The sequence below is a fragment of the Achromobacter sp. LC458 genome, from assembly GCF_001005835.2.
GTDB classification, from domain to species: domain Bacteria; phylum Pseudomonadota; class Gammaproteobacteria; order Burkholderiales; family Burkholderiaceae_B; genus Achromobacter; species Achromobacter spanius_B.
Genome location: NZ_LBHW02000002.1, coordinates 248259 through 267069 on the forward strand (window position 1 = coordinate 248259; position 18811 = coordinate 267069).

Consider the following 18811-nt stretch of genomic DNA (forward strand, 5'->3'; position numbering starts at 1 on the left):
AGGGCGATGCGACATTGTAGACCTGCGCATTTGGCGAACGTGGCGAACTTCGCCCGCGCGCGGAGCCGGGGCAACGCCTGTTCAGTGCTGACGTCGGGCGTGCCGGTATTGGCCCGGGGTGACGCCCACGGCCTCGCGAAACACGCGGGACAAGTGGCTGGCGTTGCCAAAGCCGCTGGCCTGGGCAACGCCGGCCAGGTCGCCCTTGCCTGCTGCCAGCATCCCGCGTGCGTGCGCAAGCCGCCGCGCGCGCACCCAGGCATGCGGCGGTTCGCCGAACGAGGTGTGGAACATGCGGGCGAAATGGTAGGTGGACAAGGCGGCCACGCCCGCCAGCTCGTCCAGCGTCAAGGGGGCATGCAGGTGCGCGTCGACGTAATCCATGATGCGCCGGCGTACTGCCGGGGCCAGGCCGCCGCGCGAAGGCTGCACCGTCTTGCGCGCCACGCCTTGTTGCAGCAGATGGTGCAACACCGTTTCGGCCGCGCTGCTGGCGGCCAGGCGGTCGGCGGGCTGCGCCCAGTCGGTGCCCAGCAGTTGCCGGCAGACGTCGATCAGCGATTCGTCCTGGATGTAGGTGCGGTCGCGCAATTCCAGCGTGCGCGGCTCGCAATCCAGGCGCATGACGGCTTCGCGGGCCAGGCGTTCGGGGGCAATGTACAGGTGCAGGAAATGCACGGTGTCGTTCATGCACCAGCGCGAATAGTGTTCGGCCGGCAGTACGCAGAATTTGCCCGCGCCACCGTGCAGCGTGTCGCGGCCCACACGAAACGATTTGTCGCCGCCATGCAGGTAGAGCGACAGCGTGTGGTGGCCGGGGGTGTCGTAGCCCAGCGTCTCGCGTGCGCTGCGGGCCCATTGCGAAATGGCGATGCCTTCGCCCAAGCCGGCGGCGCGTTCCAGCGTGGCGGTGGAACGCGACAAGGTGCGAAAGACGGAGAAGTCGGCCGGGGCCGAAGCGACGATTCCCATAGAGGCGAAATGCTACTGCGATCTCGCGCGCGCCGCGCGCGAGGCGGCATAAAAACCGCAAGATCCGGCAATCGTGTCGTCCGCCTGCGGCGCACACTGGCGGCCAGGCAAGCGGCCACTGCCGCCCGCGTCGTCTCCGCCTTCATCGCGCCCCTTTTCCCTTGCTGGTTGCACCGTGAATCTCTTCCTCTATTTCCTGACCGTCGTTATCTGGGGCACCACCTGGATCGCCATCAAGCTGCAACTGGGCGCGGTGGCCATTCCGGTATCGATCTTCTACCGCTTCGCGCTGGCGGCGCTGGTGCTGTTTGCCATCCTGCTGCTGACCCGCAAGCTACAAAAATTGGATCGGCGTGGGCATTGGCTGTGCGTGGGCCAGGGGCTGTGCCTGTTCTGCTTGAATTTTCTGTGCTTCTACACGGCTACGCAGTGGATTCCCAGCGGCCTGGTGTCGGTGGTGTTTTCGGCGGCAACCTTGTGGAACGCGTTGAACGCCCGTCTGTGGTTCGGCACCCGTATCGCGCCGCGCGTGATGTTGGCCGGCGCCGTCGGCTTTTCCGGGCTGGTGCTGCTGTTCTGGCCCGAGCTTGCCGGCCAGGAGGCCAGCCACGAAACGCTGTTGGGATTGGGCTTTGCGCTGTTGGGCACGTTCTGCTTTTCAACGGGCAACATGCTGTCGTCGCTGCAACAACGCGCGGGCGTGCGGCCGTTGACCGGCAACGCCTACAGCATGTTCTACGGGGCGGCGATCCTGCTGGCGGGCTGCTTGTTGGCGGGCTTGCCGTTCCAGTTCGACACGTCCGAGCAGTACGTCGGCGCCCTGCTTTACCTGGCGATTCCGGGGTCGGTGATCGGCTTTACGGCGTACCTGACGCTGGTGGGGCGCATGGGGCCCGCGCGCGCCGCGTATTGCACGGTGCTGTTTCCGGTGGTGGCGCTGGGCGTGTCCACGGTGGCCGAGGGCTACCAGTGGACGCCGCCCGCGCTGCTGGGATTGGCGCTGGTGATGGTGGGCAACCTGCTTGTATTCACCAAGTGGTCGCCGTTCATGCGGCGCGTGGCGGGTTGAAGGGTGAGGGGTAATCGTGGGGTATCCAAGTCCAAGTCCAGGTCCAGGTCCAGGTCCTGGCCCAGCCCCAGGCGCTACGGCGCCGCGCGCGCCACGTCGCGCAGGGCGTCCAGCAAGCGATCAATCTCGTTGTCGCTGGTCAACGGGCTGACCGATACCCGGGCAATGTGGGCCAGGCCGCGCGCCTGCATGTCCAGCGGCGTGTACGGTACGCCATTGCTGCCGATCGTTACTCCCACGGCCGCCAGCGCGCGCTGAACGTCGGCGGCGTTTCGCCCTTGCAGGTTGAACGAGATCAGGCTGGATTTTTCGCGCCCCTGGTCCAGCACCGTCAGCCCCGGGATGGCGGCAAGTTCGGTGCGCACGCGTTGGGCGGTGGCATCCAGCGTGGCGCGGATCGAGCCCAAGCCCAGTGCCAGTGCCTCTTGCAGCGCATTGGCCAGGCCGCAACGCAGCGCCAATGAGTTTTCGGCCGATTCCAGGCGGCCTGCGTCGGCGCGCAGCACGGGGCGGCCGTCGGCGTCCAGCGGCGCGGAATAGGTGTCGACGAAGGCGGGTGTCAACTGGTCCAGGAAGCTGCGCCGCACATACAGCAGGCCCGTGCCGCGCGGGCCGCGCAACGCCTTGCGTCCCACGCCGCTCAAGACGTCACAACCCACCTCGGTGACATCGATGGGCAATTGCCCGACGGCCTGCGCGGCGTCCACGAAGTAAGGAATGCCATGCCGGCGTGCCACGCGGCCGATGGCGGCGGCCGGGTTGATGAGGCCGCCATTGGCGGGCATCCAGGTCAGCGCGATTAGGCGCACCCGGTCGTCCACCATGTCGGCCAGCGCGTCGGGGTCCACGCAACCGCTGTCATCCGACGCGATGGTTTCCAACACGGCGCCCGCGCGTTCGGCGTGCAGGCGCATGGCGGCCAGGTTGCCCCCCCATTCGTGGCGGCCAACCAGGATGCGGTCGCCGGGCCGCCAGGGGGCAAGCGCCGCGAAGGCCGCGCCCCAACCGGCGGAATTGCCGGTGGTCAAAGCAATTTCATCGGGCTGCGCGTTCAGCAGCTGGGCGGCAAGCGTGCGCGCGTTTTCGGTCAACGCGCGGGACGCCACGCCGGCTTCCATGGGGCCAAGCATGGCCTCGCGTTGCAGATGCGCGTGGATCGCCTCTAGCGTGCCAGAGGACGGCAGCGACGAACCGGCGTGATTGAAATGGACGCTGGTTTGGGCGCCGGGCGTCTGCGCGCGCAGGGCCTGGATGGTGGCGGCGGTCAGAGGGGCGGCGGTCAGGGGGGCAGACATGATCGATTCCGTTGGGGTGCGCGCGGCACGCAGCCAGGGCGTGTCGCGCGGCAAGGCGCTGGCAAAAGGGCCAAGACCCGGCGTGGAACTCAGGCGGGGGTCAGTGCGACGACGGCTTCGATTTCCACCGACACGCCCTGCGGCAGGGATGCCACGCCTACCGCGCTGCGCGCATGGCGGCCGGCATCACCGAACACCTCCACCATCAGGTCGGAGGCGCCGTTGGCGATGGCGCTTTGGCGGTTGAAATCCGGCGTGCTGGCCACGAACACACCTAGACGCACGACGCGAGCCACGCGGTCCAGGCGGTCGCCGGTGGCGGCGGCGATCTGCGCCAACAGCCCCAGGGCAGACAAACGGGCCGCTTCGACACCGTCCGCATCCGACACCTGGTTGCCCAGCTGGCCCAGGTATTGCGGCTTGCCACCCTTGCGTGAAATTTGGCCCGAGATGGTCAGCAGATTGCCCTCAAGGACGAAAGGCACATAGTTGGCGGCGGGCGCGGCGGCGGCTTCCAGGGTGTAGCCCAGTTCGGCCACACGGCCGGAGATCGTACGGGTCATAGCGGATGTCCTGTGAAATGTCAGAGTGTCAAAAGCGGAGAGCCCAAAACCGATGGACGCCGAGGCCGCTTTAAAAGCGTAACGCAGGGCTTGATGCTATCGGCCGCGCCGCCGCCTGACCAATCAATTCTTGTCGACGACACATGAGTAAAACTAATGTGTCGCGGGGAAAGTCGGCTCGTCCGTTTGCGCGGCGTCCGCCAGCCAATCGCGCAACGCGGCAGCAGCAGGCTGCAACGCGCCACGTGGCGCGACAAACCACCAGCCGATGCGCGGATCTTCCAACATCGCGCCGGGCAGCGCTTGCACCAGCGCGCCGCTGGCCAGGTGCGGCGCGATCAGCCGGTGCCGACCCATGGCCAGCCCCTGCCCGGCCAACGCGGCTTCCACCACGATGTTGTAGTCGTGCAGACGCACCGTCTGGGCGCGGCCCAGGTCCATGCCAAAGCGGCGCGCCCAGGCATCCCATTCAAAGGGCTGTTTGGCGTGCGAGGTCAGCAGCGGATGGCGCAACAGGTCTTCAGGCGTGCGCGGCCGCTTGCGTCCGGCGATGCGCTCGGGCGCGCCAACTACCGACAGTTGCTCGGTCATGAGCAGGCGCGAGGCCACGCCGGGCCAGGAGCCACGGCCATAGCGGATGGCCACGTCCACGTCGCCGCCCGCCACGTCGGCCAGGCCGATGTCGGGCAGCAGCTGCAATTCAATGTCGGGATGCGCGGCGGCAAAGGCCGGCAGGCGCGGCGCCAGCCAACGCGTGGCGAACGAGGCCAGCAAGCCCACCTTCAGCGTTACGCGCGCGGCGGCGGGTGCGCGCAGCTTGTCCGTGCCCTGCCGCAAGAGCTCGAAGGCCGCGTGCACGTGTTCAAAATAGGCCTGGCCAGCGGGCGTCAATGCGACGGCCCGCGTGCGCCGCTCAAACAGCGCCACGCCCAGCTCGCTTTCCAGCCGCTGGATGTGATGGCTGACCGCGCTTTGCGTGACGAACAGTTCCTGCGCGGCCAGCGAAAAGCTCAAGCGGCGCGCGGCCGCTTCAAAAGCGCGCAGGGAAACCAGGGCAGGCAGGGATCGCGTGGATCGCATGGTGGGGCAAGACGAGGCCGTCGACAGGGATGCGCGATTATCCTACGCGCTCTTGGCGCAGGCACGCAGACGGCGCGCCCCAATGCAAAAAGCCCGCAAACAAGTTGCGGGCTTTTTTAGGGGTACTGCAAGCGGTGCGGATACGGCATGCACTGCTGAAATTTTGGCTCCCCGAGCTGGGCTCGAACCAGCGACCTGCGGATTAACAGTCCGTCGCTCTACCGACTGAGCTATCGGGGAACAGGTAGAGGGGCCGAATTATGCACAAAAAATTGAAAGAATGCAAAGCGGCCGCGGAAATTCTGTTCACGCGTGCTGGATCGCGTGGGCGGTGCGGAACAGTTGCGGCACGATATCGCGCAGCAGGCGATCGCCGGGGTAGTCGTGGCGCGGCGCGCTGACGCTGATCGCGGCCAGCGGCACGTCACGCGCATCGCGTAACAGCACGGCCGCCCCAACCTGGTTTTGCAGTACCTGGTCTTCGGTCAGCGCATAGCCGTCGTCGCGCGCCTGGCGGATCAAACCCAGCAAGGCGGCGGGGTCTGTCACCGTGCGCGGCGTGAACGCGCGCGGCGGCGCCTGGTGCAATGCCTGCAAGATGGCGTCGTCGTCCTGCTGGGTCAGCAGCATGCGCCCGCCGCTGTTGCACCAGGCGGGCATGCGGCGCCCCGGCAGCATCTCGGCCAGCGGCAGCTGCCGGCTGGGCAGGCGCAGCAGATAAATCATGTCGGTGGCGACCAGCACGCTCATGTGCACGGCCAGCCCACAGCGGTCGCGCAGCGCGACCAGATGCGGCGCCGCCATCGATACCAGCCGGTCGTTGCGCAGGAAGAAGTAGCCCAGCTCCACCACGCGCGGACCCAGGCGATAGCGCCGCGATACCGGGTCCTTGGCCAGATAGCCCAGGCGCTCCCAAGTGTGCACGAAACGCTGAGCGGCGCTTTTTCCCAAGCCGGTCAACGTGGCGATATCGGTCAACCCGAGGGAATCCGTGGCGTCGCGAAAGGCGTCCAGCACGCGCATTCCTTTTTCCAACGACGCGACAAACAGCGGGTCGTCCGCGTCGGGCGTGGCGGTGTTGGTCGGGGAAGCGGTGCGTGTCGTCATGGCTGAAAGCGGAGGGAGTACGCGGGAAGAACGCGCGGGACGCGGGTGAGAACCGGTGATGGCGCACGGGCCTGGCGAGGACCAAAGACGGGTCCGACGCTAGTTTCCCCGAATTGTCCGGGGGCCCAATAGCCACTATAAAGTTGATTATTCAATACTTTGTATCGCATAGCAATACACATGATGCCCCACCATTTTCGCGGGTTTCCCTCCCCATGACGCATTCTTCATCGCTCTGTGACCTGAGCGCCGTCGCGCTGCGTGCCGAGATCGTCGCCGGCAATGCCTGCGCGCGTGACGTCATGGCGGCCCACCTGGCGCGTATCGATGCGTGCAACCCGCGGGTCAACGCCATCGTGACCCTGGACGCTGAAGCAGCCATGGCGCGTGCCGCGCTGGCCGACGAACACCAGGCCCATGGAGGCGCGCTGGGTTTGCTGCACGGCTTGCCGATCGTGCACAAGGATTCGTTTCTGACGGCCGGCATGCGCACCACTTACGGCTCGCCGCTGTATCGCGATTTCGTACCCGAGCGCGATAGCCTGATCGTCACGCGGGAACGCGCCGCCGGGGCCATCACGCTGGGCAAGAGCAATCTGCCGGAGTTTGGCGCGGGCTCGCAGACCTTCAACGCGGTGTTCGGCGCCACCCGCAACCCTTACGACTTGCGCATGACGGCGGGCGGCAGCAGTGGCGGCGCGGCGGCGGCCCTGGCGGCGCGCATGACGCCGTTGGCCGATGGCACTGACATGGGGGGGTCGCTGCGCAACCCCGCGTCGTTCTGCAACGTGGTCGGCCTGCGCCCGTCGCCCGGCCGCGTGCCCCAGTGGCCCACGGCCAGCCCTTACAACGCGTTAACGGTAGCGGGCCCCATGGCGCGCACGGTGGCCGATGTGGCCCTGCTCCTGGCCGCCACGGCCGGTCCGGATGCGCGCGACCCCTTGGCCGTCGATCAGGACCCCGCGCGCTTCCTGGCCAGCCTGGAGCGCGATTTCAAGGACGTGCGCATCGCGTACGCGCCCACGTGGGGTGATCTGCCCGTTCTGCGCGACGTGTTGCAAGTGCTGGAAAGCCAGTTGCCGATCTTCGCGGATCTGGGTGCCAAGGTCGAGCAGGCCTGCCCGGACTTCACCGGCGCCAACGATGCCTTCCAGGCGCTGCGCGCCCAGGTGTTCGCCGTCGGCTACGAAACCGCGTTGCGCCAGCATCGGCATCTGCTCAAGGACACGGTGATCTGGAACATCGAACTGGGGCTGACCCAAGCGCCCGCCACCGTCGTGCAGGCCGAACGCGACCGCGCGGCACTGTTCGCGCGCATGCACGCCTTCATGCAGACGCATGAATTTCTGATCGGCCCGGTCAGCCAGGTGGTGCCCTTTCCGGTGCAAGAAGAAACGGTGAGCCATATCGACGACACGCCGATGCACAACTACATCGACTGGATGCGGTCCGGCTACTACCTGTCGCTGACCGGCCACCCAGCCATTTCGGTGCCTTGCGGATTTACTGAAGACGGCTTGCCGGTAGGCATCCAGATCGTCGGACGCTATCGCCAGGAACACGCGCTGCTGCAACTGGCGCACGCGTTCGAATCCGCCACACAGCATTGGTGCCGCGCGCCGGCGCTGCCTAACTGAACCATCCAACAACACAAGGGGAAATCCATGAACAAAACGATATCGCGCGCGCTGGCCCTGTGCGTCCTGGCCGCCACGCCGCTGTTGGCCACGGCCGACACGTATCCGTCCAAGCCCATCACCCTGGTGGTGCCGTTTCCGCCCGGCGGCTCCACCGATGTGATCGGGCGCCTGTTCGCGGCCAAACTCGGTGCGCGCCTGGGCCAGACGGTGGTGATCGAGAACAAGCCGGGCGCCAACACCAGCATCGGCGCGGTGGCCGTGGCGCGCGCGGCGCCCGACGGCTATACGCTGATGATTACCGGCGCGCCTACCTTCACGCTGAATTCGCTGCTGTATTCGAACCTGAACTACGACCCGGTCAAAAGCTACGAATACGTGGCCGTCGCGGGCAGCACGCCGTTTGTCATCCTGACCAATCCGCAAACCGGGATCGGCACGGTGGCGGACATCACCAGCAAGTCGGCCGCGCAGGCGCTTAGTTTCGGTTCGTTTGGCAATGGCTCCACGCCGCATATCGCCGGAGAATCCTTGGCCCAACGCACCGGCGCCAAGCTGCTGCACGTGCCCTATCGCGGCAGTGCGCCGGCCATGACGGATCTGATCGGCAACCAGATCCCGCTGTCGATCGACACGCTGGTGGCCAGCCTGCCGCAGATCAAGGCAGGCAAGGCGCGAGCGGTGGCCTTGACGGGCAGCGCGCGGTCAACGCTGGTGCCCGAGGTGCCCACCGTCGCGGAAAGCGGCGTGTCGGGCTATGACTTCGAAACCTGGTTTGGCGTCGTCATGCCCAAGGGCACGCCCGCGCCCATCGTCAATCGGATGTCCAAGGAGATTCAGGCGGTGATGGCCGAACCCGATACCCGGGCCAAGCTGCAAGAGCTGGGTTTCGACGCCACCTACCAGGACCCGGCGGCCTTCCGCGCCAAGGTCGACAGCGAACTGGCGCGCAATGTGGCGGTCATCAAGGCGGCGGGAATCAAGCCGGACTGAGCGCGAGGGGGGGCGACAAGGCGCCGGGCGCGCGGCTTGCCGATCCCTTATCATGGCACCCAGAAGGTTCGCGACCTCTCTCGTCTTTACTGGGTTAATCCATGTCTTCGTTTGACATTCAATTGCTGCTCACCGCCCTGGTGAGCGTCTTGGTGCTGGTCGCCCTCATCGTCTCGCGCATTCGCATGCATCCGCTGCTGGCGCTATTGATCGTTTCGATCGGTGTGGGTTTTGCAACGGGCATGTCGCCGGTTGCCATCGTTAAAAACCTGACCGACGGCGCCGGCAAAACGCTGGGCGCGGTGGGCGTGGTGATCGCGCTGGGTGCGATGCTGGGCAAGATCCTGGCGGATTCCGGTACGACGGAACGCCTGGCCAATGCCATCCTGCGGCGCACCTCGGTGCGCTTGATTCCCTGGGCGATGACGCTGGTGGCTTTCGTCATCGGCATTCCCATGTTCTTCGAAGTGGGCCTGGTCGTCATGCTGCCGCTAATCTTCAGCGTGGCGCGCAAGCTGGAAAGCCAGGAACGCTTCAAGGGCTCGGCTTACGTCTATGTGGGCGTGCCCGTTATTGCCGCGCTGGCCGCCATGCACGGCATGGTGCCGCCGCATCCCGGCCCGCTGACGGCCATCGCTACCCTGAAGACCACCGTGGGCCCCACGATGATCTACGGCTTTCTGGCCGCGCTGCCCGCGATGGTGCTGGGCGGCCCGCTATACGGGGCTTTCATCACGCCCCGCATGACAACGCGCCCGGACGAAGCCCTGTTGGAGCAATTCACCGTCACGCCGGAAAATGGCTCGGCTATCGCTGCGCCCAGCGTGGGCCTGGGCGTGCTGGCGGCGCTGCTGCCCGCGCTGTTGATGCTGGTGCATGCCCTGGCTGAAATGCTGTTGCCCAAGGATTCCAGCCTGATGCACGTTGCCGCCTTCCTGGGCAACCCGCTGGTGGCCATGCTGCTGGGCGTGCTGTTCGCCGCGGTCACGCTGGTCTTCATGCGCGGCGGCGACGCCGAAAAATTGCGCGACGGCCTGGGCAAAAGCCTGAAGCCCATCGCCGGCATCATGCTGATCATCGCGGGCGGCGGCGCCTTTCAGCAGGTGCTGACCAGCGCCAAGGTGGGCGATGCCATCGTGCACCTGACGCACCAGTTCGCCTTCCCGCCGCTGATCCTGGGCTGGCTGATCGCCATGCTGCTGTCGGTATCCACCGGCTCGGCAACCGTCGGCATCGTGGGCGCCGCCGGCCTGCTGGCCCCCTTGGCCGGCGCCGACCCCACGCTGAACCTGCCCCTGCTGGCGCTATCGATCGGCTGCGGCTCGCTGTTTTTCAACTACGCCAACCACGCCGGCTTCTGGATGGTGAAGGAATCGTTCGGCATGACGATGGGCGAAGCGACAAAAACGATTTCGGTCGTGCAGTCGATCGTGGCGGTGGTGGGCTTGCTGATGGTGCTGCTGTTCAACATGCTGCCGCCGTTGGGATAAGGGGGCGGCGTTTCCTGGCGCCCGGAATAAAAAAAGCCCGACGAGAGATCGTCGGGCTTTTCTTGGAAACTACAGGGTGTTCATGGTGCCGGTGAAAGGAATCGAACCCTCGACCTTCTCATTACAAGTGAGCTGCTCTACCAACTGAGCTACACCGGCACGGCGTGCCGGGGCACGCGCAGGGACTGCATTGTAATGAAAAATCGACGGCGCCGCGTGCGATGGGGCACCGGGCGCCGACGACATTCAATTTACGGCGGATTATGTCGCAGCGGCGGTTGCAAAGACGGCGTGCCAGGCACGCCGTCTTTGTGTAGCAGATACTATTTGACGATCGTCAGGCGCGGACGCTTGGGTTCGTCGTCGTTGCCGCCGTCGTCGCCGGTCGGGGCGTCGGATTGGGCATCGGAGCCTTCGGGGGCGGCGGGTTCCACCGCGCCCTGGGCGCCGGCTTCCGGCGGTTCATAGGGCTGCACTTCAAAGCCCATGCCCGCGCCGGTTTCGCGTGCGTAGATGGCGCTGACGGCGCCAACGGGAACGTAGACGTTCTCGGTCACGCCGCTGAAGCGGGCTTGGAATTCGATGAATTCGTTGCCCAGCACCAAGCGGTTGGTGGCCAGTGTGCCGACATTCAGTGTGATCTGACCGTCACGCACATGCGCGACGGGCACCATGGTGTGCTCATCGACCTGTACGGTGATGTACGGCGTGTAGCCGTTGTCGGTGCACCATTCGTGCAGTGCGCGGATCAGATACGGTTTGGTCGAAGTTTCACCCATCACACAACCAGCCTTAACGACGCATCACTTTTTCCGAAGGCGTCAGCGCTTCGATGTAGGCCGGGCGCGAGAAGATGCGTTCGGCGTACTTTTGCAGCGGAGCAGCGTTCTTGGGCAGTTCAATGCCGTAATGGTCCAGGCGCCACAGCAGCGGCGCCACGGCCACGTCCAGCATCGAGAATTCCTCGCCCAGCATGTACTTGTTCTTCAGCAGCATCGGGGCCAGTTGGGCCAGACGGTCGCGAATGTTCTGGCGCGCGTTGGCCAGCTTCTTCTCGTCGGGCTTGGCGCTGCGGTCTTCCAGCGTCGAGACGTGAACGAACAGTTCTTTCTCGAAGTTGTACAGGAACAGGCGGGTGCGGGCGCGCATGACGGGGTCGGCCGGCATCAGTTGCGGATGCGGGAAGCGCTCGTCGATGTACTCGTTGATGATGTTGGACTCGTACAGAACCAGGTCGCGCTCGACCAGGATGGGCACTTGACCGTACGGGTTCATCACCGCGATGTCTTCGGGCTTGTTGTACAGGTCGATGTCACGGATCTCGAAGTCCATACCTTTTTCGAACAACACGAAGCGGCAGCGTTGCGAAAACGGACACGTGGTTCCGGAATAGAGCACCATCATGGTGAAAGTCCTTTATGAAAAACGAAAGGCCAGCGCCTAAATCTAGCAGGCGCTGGCCCCAATTGCCAGACGGGATAGGCGTACGGCCCTATCCTCCGTTGCCGTCCCTTATTAAGAATAGGTAGCGGCTTGCATGCCTGGCGGGGCGTTGCGGTTAGCGCACGTGTTTCCAGTACGAGGCGTTCAAGCGCCACGTAACCAGGAAGAACAACAGCAGGAACAACATGACGCCAACGCCGAGACGGACGCGGAAAGTCTGGACGGGCTCTGCCATCCAGGACATGAACGCGGTCAGGTCTGCGACGTCGTTGTCGTATGTTGCGACTTGGGCCGGGTTGGCGGCCTTAAATTTGGCATCAAAGGTGGCATGGCCGCGGTAATCAGCTACCGGTTCGGCCTTGACCGTGGAAAAACCTTGAGCATCGTACACCGTCGTGACGCGTTCCCAGGTTTTGGGTGTGCCTTCCTTGGCATCCTTCACTTCCACTTCGTGCATGGCCGTGGTGGTCAGCTCGCGCGGACCCTGGCGTTCCCAGAGCGCGTGGGGCATGCCCACAGCCGGGAAAACCAGGTTGTTCCAGCCGGTCGCGCGCGACGAGTCGCGGTAGAAGGTGCGCAGGTAGGTGTAGATGTAGTCGGCGCCGGACGGGCCGGCGTTGACCGATTTGGCGCGAGCGATCACGGACAAGTCCGGGGGCGTCGTGCCAAACCACTTCTTGGCGTCCTTGGGTGACATGGCAACCGTCATCATGTCGCCCACCTTTTCGCCGGTGAACAGCAGGCTTTCCTTGATTTGCTGGTCGGTCAGCCCGATGTCCTTGAGTTTGTTGTAGCGCATCGAGGACGCGCTATGACAGTTCAAGCAGTAGTTGACGAACAACTTGGCGCCGTTTTGCAGCGACGACATGTCGTTGACGCGGTACGGCGCCTTGTCCAGCGGGAAACCGCCTTCGGCGGCAAATGCGGTGGTGCACGTGAGCATCAAGGCCACGGCACCAATCAGCTTCTTGATCATGGTTAATCCGTTATCTGGTGGGCTCAGTGGGCGTGGAACGTAACGCGCTCGGGCACTTGCTTGAAGGTGCCAAGGCGGCTCCAGACCGGCATCAGGAAGAAAAATGCCAGGTACAGCAGCGTGCCGATCTGCGACGTGATGTTCAACGGCGGACTGGGCGGCTGCGTACCGATGTAGCCGAGCACCAGGAAGTTGACCATGAAGATGCCGTAGATCCACTTGTGCCACGTGGGGCGGTAGCGGATCGACTTGACCGGGGAATGGTCCAGCCAGGGCAGGAAGAACAGGATGACGACGGTGCCACCCATGGCGACCACGCCCCAGAACTTGGCATCGATCACGCGCAGCAACACGGCCACGACGATCAGGATGCCCGGGACCACAAAGCGCAGGATGCCGCGCATATTGCTCTTGAACAGCAATACCAGCGCACCTAGCACCGATGCACCCGCCAGCACCCACGTGAATTCGTCGGTGGTGGCACGCAGCATCGAGTAGAACGGCGTGAAGTACCAGACCGGCGCGATGTGCGGAGGCGTCTTCAGCGAGTCAGCAGGAATGAAGTTGTTGAACTCGAGGAAGTAGCCGCCCATTTCCGGCGCGAAGAACACGATGAACGCAAACACGAGCAAGAAGCCCGCCACGCCCATCAGGTCATGCACCGAATAGAACGGGTGGAACGGAATGCCATCCTTGGGCCGGCCGTACTTGTCTTTCGGGCCCTGCTTGATCTCGATGCCGTCCGGGTTGTTCGAGCCGACTTCGTGCAGCGCAACCAGGTGAGCCGCGACCAGGCCGACCAGCACCAGCGGAATCGCGATGACGTGGAAGGCAAAGAAGCGGTTCAAGGTGGCGTCCGACACGACGTAGTCGCCGCGAATCCAGATCGACAGCTCGGGGCCGATGAACGGAATGGCGGCGAACAGGTTAACGATCACCTGAGCACCCCAATACGACATCTGGCCCCATGGCAGCAAATAACCGAAGAAGGCTTCCGCCATCAGACAGAGGAAAATCGCCACACCGAAAATCCACACGAGTTCGCGCGGCTTGCGGTACGAACCGTAAAGCAGCCCGCGCAACATATGCAGGTAGACGACGACGAAGAACATCGATGCGCCGGTCGAATGCATATAGCGCACGAGCCAGCCCCATGGGACTTCGCGCATGATGTATTCGACGGATTGGAACGCGCGTTCGGCGTCCGGCTTGTAATGCATGACCAGGAAAATGCCGGTCACGATCTGCAGCACCAGGACCAATAAGGCCAGAGAGCCAAAGAAATACCAAAAGTTGAAATTCTTTGGTGCGTAGTATTCGGACAGATGGGCTTTCCAGGTGGATGTCACCGGAAAACGCCGGTCCAGCCACCCCAACAGGCCTGTTGTCTCGACGGTTTTCTCGCCAGCCATGTAACGGCTCCTTCTCTAATACGTGGCGTATTTGTTTTACTTACGTAATCGGGAAAAAAGCGCGACGCGAGCGTCAGGCCTTGTTGTCTTCATCGACGCCCACAATGATGCGGGTGTCGCTCAGATACTGGTAGGGCGGTACTTCGAGATTATCGGGAGCAGGCTTGTTCTTGTAGACCCGGCCAGCCAGGTCGAACGTAGAGCCGTGGCAGGGGCAGAGGAATCCGCCTTGCCAGTTGGCGCCCATGCCGCCACCGCCGCCCGTTTCAAAGTGCGAGGTAGGCGAGCAGCCCAAGTGGGTACAGATGCCGACGCAAACGAAGATCTCGGGCTTGCGCGAGCGAGCCTCGTTTTCGGCGTATTTGGGAGTGAAGCCAGGCCGCTTGGATTCAGGATCGGCCAGTAAAGGGTCTAGCGTCTTGAGGGCGGCGAGCTGTTCGGGAGAACGGTGAATGATCCACACCGGCTTCCCACGCCATTCCACGGTTTTCATGGTGCCGACGGGTATATCGCCGATATCCACTTCAACGGGGGCCCCGGCCGCGCGGGCCTTGTCAGAGGGAGAAAACGTGCTCACAAGCGGCACTGCCGTTGCGACACCTGCTACGCCACCCACAGCACAGGCGGTGGTAACCCAGAAACGTCGCGAAGGATCAGGTGGCAGGTTGGGATCAACCGCACCGTCATCATCGTGTACCAGCGTATCCTGACTCATCTTCCTATCCTTGTTGATGCGCCCGCTCTACGAGTAGCATCACTTCTGCGGCATCGGGTTCGCGGGAATATGTAACAACATAGCAACCGCGTATTATAGCGCCAGCCCACTGAAGGGCGTATCACGAAGGGAGTGCTTTTATGAGCAAAAAGACTGGTTTCATCAAAGAATTCCGAGATTTCGCTGTAAAAGGCAACGCCGTTGACCTGGCGGTTGGTGTGATCATCGGCGCGGCGTTCGGCAGGATCGTCGATTCCATGGTGAAAGACATCATCATGCCCCTGGTGAATTTCATACTGGGTGGCGCAGTCGATTTTTCGAACAAATTCTTTGTGCTGTCGATGCCTGCCGGCTACAACGGCCCGATGACGTATGCCGACCTGACCAAGGCGGGCGCCACCGTGTTTGCGTGGGGCAACTTCGTGACGATCCTCATCAACTTCGTGTTGTTGGCGTTTGTGATTTTCTGGATGGTCAAGGCCATCTACAAGGCCCGCACCAAGGCCGAGGAAGCACCGGCCGCGCCGGCCGCAACGCCCGAAGACGTGGCGCTGCTTCGCGAAATTCGCGACCTGCTCAAGAAATAAGACACGGCACCAGGCCGTGTGGCCGATGCGCCACATGGGCCACGGGCTTGCTGCCCGCCGGGTAATGATCCGCAGCGGGCGTCACCGCTTTATGTCAGGTTGGCTTTATGCCGGGTTATCAAGGTCGATGAATTCGACCTTGATGCCGAAGTGCTCGGCCACTGCCTGACCCAGCGCCTGTGCGCCGTATCGTTCGGTGGCGTGGTGACCCGCGGCAATGAAGCCCACGCCGGTCTCGCGCGCCAAGTGCACGGTGGACTCGGATACTTCGCCGGTAATGTAGGCGGTGGCGCCGGCATCCACCGCGTCTGCCAGCATGCCTTGCGCGCCGCCCGTGCACCAGGCCACGGTGGACAAGGGCTGAGCGGGGTCGCCCACGACCAGCGGTTGCCTGCCCAGACGTTCAGCCACGCGTTCGCCCAACTGCCCCACCGTTTGCACGCCGGCGGCCTCGCCCAACCAGACCAGATTGTCTTGCCCGCAGGTGCGCGGCGACCCATCGTCGCGGCGCGCGGGCGCCAGGCCCAGCACGCGGGCCAGCTGTGCGTTGTTGCCCAGCGTGGGGTGCGCGTCCAGCGGCAAATGGTAGGCGTACAGGTTCAGGTCGTTCTTCAGCGCCAGCGCCATGCGCGTGCGGCGCGTGCCGATAATGCGCCGGTCTTCGTTGCGCCACATCCAGCCGTGATGCACGAGCACCGCGTCAGCGCCCCGTTCAACCGCCGCGCGCAGTAACGCTTCGCTGGCGGTGACACCGGTGATAATGTGTCCGACTTCGGATCGGCCCTCCACCTGCAAACCGTTCGGACAGTAGTCCTTGAAGCGCGCGGCTTGCAGGGTGTCGTCCAGCCAGCTGGCCAGCACGTGGGAGTCCACTTTTTTCATTGCTTGTCCTATCAGAATCATGCGCCGATATTGGCTGATATTTGCTCAGGCCGTCACGGTCTGCCTGGCTATTCTATTCGTGGTCACGACCCTGCGGCCCGACCTGCTGCGCCTTGCCGGCCCAGGCGCGGCCACGCCCGCCACCGCCGCGTCCGCCCGGCCGCCGGCCGGCACGGGCGTGGGGCCGGTGTCGTACGCCGATGGCGTGGCGCGCGCGGCACCGTCCGTGGTGAACGTGTACACGACCAAGCACGTCAATGTGCCGTTGGTGCCGCTGCCCGATGATCCCGTGCTGCGCCAGCTGTTCGGGCAAGTGCCCGGCATGAGTCGGCGGCAGGCCACGACCAGCCTGGGGTCGGGCGTTATCGTCAGCCAGGACGGCCATGTGCTGACGAATTACCACGTCGTGCAGGCGGCCGACGCGATCGAGGTGGCGCTGGCCGACGGCCGGCGCGATGCGGCAAAAGTGGTGGGCGCAGACCCGGACACGGACCTGGCGGTGCTGAAGCTGAGTTCGTTGCGCACTTTGCCGGTGGCCACGCTGGCCGCTGACCGGGGCTTGCGCGTGGGCGATGTGGTGCTGGCGATAGGCAACCCTTTTGGCGTGGGCCAGACCACCACGCAAGGCATCGTGTCGGCGTTGGGGCGCAACGGGCTGGGGCTGAACACGTACGAAAACTTCATCCAGACCGATGCCGCCATCAACCCCGGCAATTCGGGCGGTGCGCTGGTAGACGCGCAGGGCAATCTGGTGGGGATCAACACGGCGATCTATTCGGAATCGGGCGGGTCGATGGGCATCGGCTTTGCCACGCCGGTGGAGATTGCGCGCAAGGTCATGGACGACATCGTCAAGACGGGCTCGGTCAAGCGGGGCTGGCTGGGCGTGGAACCGCAGGACGTGACGCCGGAGCTGGCGCGCGCGTTTGAGCTCAAGGGTGACACGCGCGGCGTCATCATTGCCGGCGTGATGCGCGATGGACCGGCCGCGCGCGGTGGCTTGCGCGTGGGCGATATCGTGCAATCGGTCAATGGCAAGCGCATGGCGGACACGTCGCAGTTGTTGTCGGAGATTGCGCAGCTGCCGCCCGGCCAGCGCGCCACGCTGGGCGTGTTGCGCGCGGGCAAGCCCGTCGAGGTGGCCGTGGTTGTCGGCACCCGCCCGGGCAAGCCGCGATAGCAATCGCGAAGGGGCCTGCGGTTGCGACCGTGGGAGCCACCGCCAGCAGCACAAGCACCGGCCACCGTGCCCGATGCGGGGCTAGTCATTGCGCGACTTTTGGGCCAATAGTCGAACCACCGACAGCACGGCCCGCTTTGTGGTGTCGGGCTGGTGTTGCAGGATGGCGCCGATTTCAGCGCAGTAGCCGTCGACCACGGGCTTGCACGACTTCGGCATCACGGGCGGCTGCGAGCCGTACCCCGGAGGCATGCCGCTGGCGCCCGATTCCGTGGGCCCCAACACGCCGTCGGTCAGCCACGGCACGCTGGTGTCCAGCGCTTTGGCCAGACGCAGCAGCGTGGTGCGAGACGGCGAGTAGTGTTCCCCACGCGTAAGGATCCGATGGATACAGGACTGCGGCACGCCGGAAAGGCGCGCCAACTGGTTTTGACTATGGATGCCACGCCACCGCATCAGGGCGCGTAGCCTTTGAGCAGGCGACATGCCTGCAATGTAGAGTCGCGAGCGGCGGCCCACAAGGGTGAAACAGTCCTATACCGGACCCTTTGTGCGATATACGAAGCAAAAATGCAAAGGGCCGCCGAAGCGACCCTTTCAGACGATGCCATGCCGGCCCGTGTCAGTGGCGTTCGGTCAGCGAATCGGACACGGCGTCGTCGGCGGCGTCCGGCTTGGGCTGCACCATGCGGGCGCAGATCAGCCCCACTTCGTAAAGCAGGCAAAGCGGCACGGCCAGCATGAACTGGCTGACCACGTCCGGCGGCGTGACCACCGCCGCGATGATGAAGGCGCCGACCACCACGTAACCGCGCGCGGACCGCAGCTTGGACAGTTCAACGATGCCCATCTTGACCAGCAACACCACGGCCACGGGCACTTCGAACGTGATGCCGAACGCCATGAACATCGTCATGACGAAGCTCAGGTAGGCCTCGATGTCCGGCGCCGGGGTAATGGACTGCGGCGCGAACGTGGCGATGAAATGGAACACCGTGCGGAACACGACGAAGTAGCAGAACGCCATGCCCGCGATGAACAGGAACGTACTGGAGACGATCAGCGGCAGCGCCAGGCGCTTTTCGTGGCGGTACAGACCGGGTGCCACGAAAGCCCACGCCTGGTACAGCACCACGGGCAGCGCCACGATGAAGGCGGCCATCATGGTGACCTTGACGGGCACCATGAACGGCGTGATGACGCCCGTGGCGATCATGCGTGTGCCTTCGGGCAGCGAGGCCAGCATCGGCGCGGCCAGCACGTCATAGATGGCCGATGCGCCGGGGTAGATGAACAGCACGATGAACACGGCCACGACGGCGCCCACGGCGCGCAACAGGCGGGTTCGCAATTCGACCAGGTGAGAGATGAAGGTCTCTTGCTGGCCTTCTTCTTGGGAGGCGTCCTGGG

The 18811-nt window shown here is 64.4% G+C and carries 19 protein-coding genes and 2 tRNA genes; 6 read left to right on the forward strand and 15 right to left on the reverse strand.

Features of this window, described 5'->3' with window-relative positions; translation table 11 throughout:
- Nucleotides 1-81: 81 nt before the first annotated feature.
- Nucleotides 82-972 carry a helix-turn-helix domain-containing protein gene (locus tag YH64_RS03340; RefSeq protein WP_046803916.1) on the reverse strand — a complete coding sequence of 297 codons (891 nt, stop codon included), beginning with the start codon at nt 970-972 and terminating at the stop codon, nt 82-84.
- A 175-nt stretch (nt 973-1147) separates the two neighbouring features.
- Between YH64_RS03340 and YH64_RS03345 the strand changes: the two genes are divergently transcribed.
- A complete protein-coding gene (locus tag YH64_RS03345; protein ID WP_046803915.1) occupies nt 1148-2041 on the forward strand; it encodes a DMT family transporter in 894 nt (297 codons plus the stop codon).
- A 74-nt stretch (nt 2042-2115) separates the two neighbouring features.
- On the opposite strand, the gene YH64_RS03350 is transcribed toward YH64_RS03345, so the two are convergent.
- The 5 genes from YH64_RS03350 to YH64_RS03370 form a co-directional block, all read right to left on the reverse strand.
- Nucleotides 2116-3336, reverse strand: a complete 1221-nt coding sequence (locus YH64_RS03350) for an aminotransferase class V-fold PLP-dependent enzyme (protein WP_046804042.1) — start codon at nt 3334-3336, stop codon at nt 2116-2118.
- Nucleotides 3337-3425: 89 nt separating this feature from the next.
- Nucleotides 3426-3899, reverse strand: coding sequence for a RidA family protein (locus YH64_RS03355; RefSeq protein ID WP_046803914.1), 474 nt, complete (start codon nt 3897-3899; stop codon nt 3426-3428).
- 153 nt (nt 3900-4052) lie between these two features.
- The gene (gcvA, locus tag YH64_RS03360) at nt 4053-4979 is read right to left on the reverse strand and encodes a transcriptional regulator GcvA (RefSeq protein WP_046803913.1); all 927 of its coding nucleotides are present in this window, start codon (nt 4977-4979) and stop codon (nt 4053-4055) included.
- A 164-nt stretch (nt 4980-5143) separates the two neighbouring features.
- Nucleotides 5144-5219, reverse strand: a tRNA-Asn gene (locus YH64_RS03365).
- A 66-nt stretch (nt 5220-5285) separates the two neighbouring features.
- Nucleotides 5286-6086 (reverse strand): IclR family transcriptional regulator, encoded by an 801-nt coding sequence (locus YH64_RS03370; RefSeq protein ID WP_046803912.1) that lies wholly within the window; start codon nt 6084-6086, stop codon nt 5286-5288.
- Between the two features lie 215 nt (nt 6087-6301).
- Here YH64_RS03370 and YH64_RS03375 point away from each other — a divergent pair, with 215 nt between their 5' ends.
- From YH64_RS03375 to YH64_RS03385, 3 genes are all read left to right on the forward strand, one after another.
- The gene (locus YH64_RS03375) at nt 6302-7723 is read left to right on the forward strand and encodes an amidase (RefSeq protein ID WP_052945972.1); all 1422 of its coding nucleotides are present in this window, start codon (nt 6302-6304) and stop codon (nt 7721-7723) included.
- Between the two features lie 27 nt (nt 7724-7750).
- Entirely contained in the window at nt 7751-8716 is a 966-nt protein-coding gene (locus YH64_RS03380; RefSeq protein WP_046803911.1) for a tripartite tricarboxylate transporter substrate binding protein, read from the forward strand.
- 101 nt (nt 8717-8817) lie between these two features.
- A complete protein-coding gene (locus YH64_RS03385) occupies nt 8818-10206 on the forward strand; it encodes a GntP family permease (RefSeq protein WP_046803910.1) in 1389 nt (462 codons plus the stop codon).
- An 83-nt stretch (nt 10207-10289) separates the two neighbouring features.
- Here the strand turns inward: YH64_RS03385 and YH64_RS03390 are convergent.
- The 6 genes from YH64_RS03390 to petA form a co-directional block, all read right to left on the reverse strand.
- A tRNA-Thr gene (locus tag YH64_RS03390) sits at nt 10290-10365 on the reverse strand.
- A gap of 164 nt (nt 10366-10529) precedes the next feature.
- Nucleotides 10530-10985: a ClpXP protease specificity-enhancing factor gene (locus YH64_RS03395; RefSeq protein ID WP_046803909.1), complete on the reverse strand. Its 456-nt coding sequence runs from the start codon at nt 10983-10985 to the stop codon at nt 10530-10532.
- Nucleotides 10986-10998: 13 nt separating this feature from the next.
- On the reverse strand, nt 10999-11610 hold the full coding sequence (locus YH64_RS03400) for a glutathione S-transferase N-terminal domain-containing protein (protein WP_006216817.1): 612 nt from the start codon (nt 11608-11610) through the stop codon (nt 10999-11001).
- Between the two features lie 154 nt (nt 11611-11764).
- A complete protein-coding gene (locus YH64_RS03405) occupies nt 11765-12625 on the reverse strand; it encodes a cytochrome c1 (protein ID WP_046803908.1) in 861 nt (286 codons plus the stop codon).
- 23 nt (nt 12626-12648) lie between these two features.
- Nucleotides 12649-14037 carry a cytochrome bc complex cytochrome b subunit gene (locus YH64_RS03410; protein WP_046803907.1) on the reverse strand — a complete coding sequence of 463 codons (1389 nt, stop codon included), beginning with the start codon at nt 14035-14037 and terminating at the stop codon, nt 12649-12651.
- 73 nt (nt 14038-14110) lie between these two features.
- Nucleotides 14111-14752, reverse strand: a complete 642-nt coding sequence (gene petA / locus YH64_RS03415) for a ubiquinol-cytochrome c reductase iron-sulfur subunit (RefSeq protein ID WP_046803906.1) — start codon at nt 14750-14752, stop codon at nt 14111-14113.
- A 140-nt stretch (nt 14753-14892) separates the two neighbouring features.
- Between petA and mscL the strand changes: the two genes are divergently transcribed.
- The gene (gene mscL / locus YH64_RS03420) at nt 14893-15339 is read left to right on the forward strand and encodes a large conductance mechanosensitive channel protein MscL (RefSeq protein WP_046803905.1); all 447 of its coding nucleotides are present in this window, start codon (nt 14893-14895) and stop codon (nt 15337-15339) included.
- Between the two features lie 105 nt (nt 15340-15444).
- Here mscL and YH64_RS03425 read toward each other — a convergent pair whose 3' ends face one another.
- On the reverse strand, nt 15445-16221 hold the full coding sequence (locus YH64_RS03425) for a Nif3-like dinuclear metal center hexameric protein (protein ID WP_046803904.1): 777 nt from the start codon (nt 16219-16221) through the stop codon (nt 15445-15447).
- Between the two features lie 19 nt (nt 16222-16240).
- On the opposite strand from YH64_RS03425, the gene YH64_RS03430 reads away from it, so the two are divergent.
- Nucleotides 16241-17401 (forward strand): trypsin-like peptidase domain-containing protein, encoded by a 1161-nt coding sequence (locus YH64_RS03430; RefSeq protein WP_046803903.1) that lies wholly within the window; start codon nt 16241-16243, stop codon nt 17399-17401.
- Between the two features lie 81 nt (nt 17402-17482).
- Here YH64_RS03430 and YH64_RS03435 read toward each other — a convergent pair whose 3' ends face one another.
- Nucleotides 17483-17887, reverse strand: a complete 405-nt coding sequence (locus tag YH64_RS03435; RefSeq protein WP_046803902.1) for a helix-turn-helix domain-containing protein — start codon at nt 17885-17887, stop codon at nt 17483-17485.
- Nucleotides 17888-18023: 136 nt separating this feature from the next.
- Nucleotides 18024-18770 carry a twin-arginine translocase subunit TatC gene (gene tatC / locus YH64_RS03440; protein ID WP_185975326.1) on the reverse strand — a complete coding sequence of 249 codons (747 nt, stop codon included), beginning with the start codon at nt 18768-18770 and terminating at the stop codon, nt 18024-18026.
- Nucleotides 18771-18811: the final 41 nt, after the last annotated feature.